This window comes from Zobellia sp. OII3 (assembly GCF_002211465.1).
Taxonomy (GTDB): domain Bacteria; phylum Bacteroidota; class Bacteroidia; order Flavobacteriales; family Flavobacteriaceae; genus Zobellia; species Zobellia galactanivorans.
Map to the genome: position 1 here is coordinate 1 of NZ_MWRZ01000028.1, position 2,446 is coordinate 2,446.

Below are 2,446 nucleotides of genomic sequence, written 5' to 3' on the forward strand. Positions count from 1 at the left end.
CTATGCAGATTAAAGAATCGCCCGAACTCTATGATGTTATCATCGTTGGTTCGGGAGCGGGTGGCGGTATGGCCACCAAGCAATTGGCCGATGCGGGCCTCAAGGTCGCGGTGGTCGAGGCGGGCCCCTTTTTCGACCCGGCCGATCCGAAGACCATGACCCAATTGAAGAACCCCTACGATTCCCCCAGGCGGGGCGCCGGCACGGACCGTGCCTTCGGGGAGTTCGACATGTCCTATGGCGATTGGCACGTTGACGGCGAACCCTACACCCATGCCGAGGGCACGACCTTCAAATGGTGGCGTTCGCGCATGCTCGGTGGCCGTACCAACCACTGGGGCCGTATATCGCTACGTTTCGGGCCGAAGGATTTCAAGGGCAAGACCCGCGATGGTCATGGCGAGGACTGGCCCATCGGTTACGATGACGTAAAACCGTACTACGACAAGGTCGACAAACTGATCGGGGTCTTCGGCACCAACGAGGGACTGGAGAACGATCCCGACGGTTTTTTCCTGCCTCCCCCAAAGCCTAGGCTCCACGAGCTTTTTTATATAAAGGGCGCCAAGAAATCGGGCATTCCCGTGATCCCCGGCCGGCTATCGATGCTTACCAAGCGCATCAACAACGAACGCGGGGTCTGCTTTTACTGCGGGCAGTGCAACCGCTCCTGTTCCATATATGCCGATTTCTCGGCCGGGAGCTGCCTTATCTTCCCGGCACAGAAGAACGGCGGACAGGTAAAGCTGTACGTCAACGCCATGGTACGCGAGGTCACCACCGATGAGGAGGGAAGGGCCACCGGGGTATCGTACATCGACAAGGAGGACAGGAAGGAATACAAGCTAAGGGGAAAGATCGTCGTATTGGCGGCCTCCGCCTGTAGCTCGGCGCGGATCCTTCTCAACAGCAAGAGCAAGCAGCACCCCAACGGACTGGGCAACAGCAGCAACCTGGTGGGAAGGTACCTGCACGACTCGACGGGCAGTAGCGGCGCGGCGTTCGTCCCGGGCCTCATGGACCGCGACGTGTCCTATAACGAGGACGGGGTCGGCGGCATGCACGTTTACTCGCCCTGGTGGGGCGACAACAACAAACTGGACTTCCCCCGCGGCTACCACATCGAGGTATGGGGGGGCATGGGCCAGCCCAACTACGGCTTCGGCTTCGACCAGGACAATTTCAACAAGCTCATGGGCCTGCCCACGGGCGGCTACGGCGACAAGCTCAGGGACGAGGTCAAAAGGTACTATGGCGCCGTAGTGGGCTTCGGCGGAAGGGGCGAGGGCCTAGCGGTAAAGGACAACTATTGCGAGATCGACCCCACCACGGTCGACGATTACGGTATCCCCGTACTGAAGTTCAACTATAAGTGGTCCGATATCGAAGTGCGCCAGGCCAAGCACATGCAGGATACCTTCGAGGAGATCACCCATAACATGGGCGGCATCTATCTCAACAAACCCGGCAAGGACAGGGACTATGGCCTCCATGCCCCGGGCGAGATCATCCACGAGGTGGGCACCACGCGTATGGGCGACGACCCCAGGACCTCGGTGACCAACAGGTTCAACCAACTCCACGACGTCGACAATGTCTTTATCGTCGATGCGGGCCCCTTTGTATCACAGGCCGACAAGAACTGTACATGGACCATTTTGGCCCTGTCGTGGAGGGCATCGGATTATATCATCGAACAGATCAAAAAACAAAACCTATAGCCTAAGATGGACAGAAGAAAGAGTATACAGACCATGATCCTAGGTGCGGGGGCTTCCGCACTTGCCTTCCACGGATGTAAGGGCGAAGGGGACGGGAAGACGGAAGTGGCCGTTCAGGAAGCAGCGCAGCCCCATTATTTCGGGCGTACGCCCAAGGAACTCGAGCGTATCGAAAAGCTCAATGCCGAGCGCTTGTTCAACGAACACGAAATGGAGACCATCGCCGTGCTCAGCACGGTGATCCTTCCCCCCAAGGAACCCTTTGGAGGGCCCTTGGAGGCCGACGTGCCCGAATTCATAGAGTTTATCGGAAAGGACATGCCCGATATGCAGAACACCCTTTTGGGAGGGCTGATGTGGCTCGACCACCGGAGCAATACCGAATTCGGGACCGAGTTCAAGACGGCCACCCTCGAACAGCAGAAACAGATCCTCGATACCATCTGTTATCAGGATATGGACGTCCCCCTGGACGAACAGCCCTTGGAGATACAGTTCTTCGCCCTTATGCGGAACCTGGTGGTCACCGGGTATTACACCTCCAAGGTGGGCATAGCCGACCTGGGCTACAAGGGGAACTCGCCCAACGTTTGGGACGGGGTGCCCGACGAGGTGCTCAAGAAGCACGGCGTGGAATACGATCCCGAATGGATCGCCAAATGTGTCGACCAAAGCAAAAGGAACGACATTGCCGAATGGGACGAAAATGGAAATCTTTTGACATA

The 2,446-nt window shown here is 57.7% G+C and carries 2 protein-coding genes; both read left to right on the forward strand.

Annotated elements, in window-relative coordinates; genetic code table 11:
• Positions 1 to 2: 2 nt before the first annotated feature.
• Positions 3 to 1,721, forward strand: a complete 1,719-nt coding sequence (locus B4Q04_RS22325; protein WP_013991569.1) for a GMC family oxidoreductase — start codon at positions 3 to 5, stop codon at positions 1,719 to 1,721.
• Positions 1,722 to 1,727: 6 nt separating this feature from the next.
• A partial coding sequence (locus tag B4Q04_RS22330; protein ID WP_013991570.1) for a gluconate 2-dehydrogenase subunit 3 family protein occupies positions 1,728 to 2,446 on the forward strand: 719 nt, incomplete at its 3' end.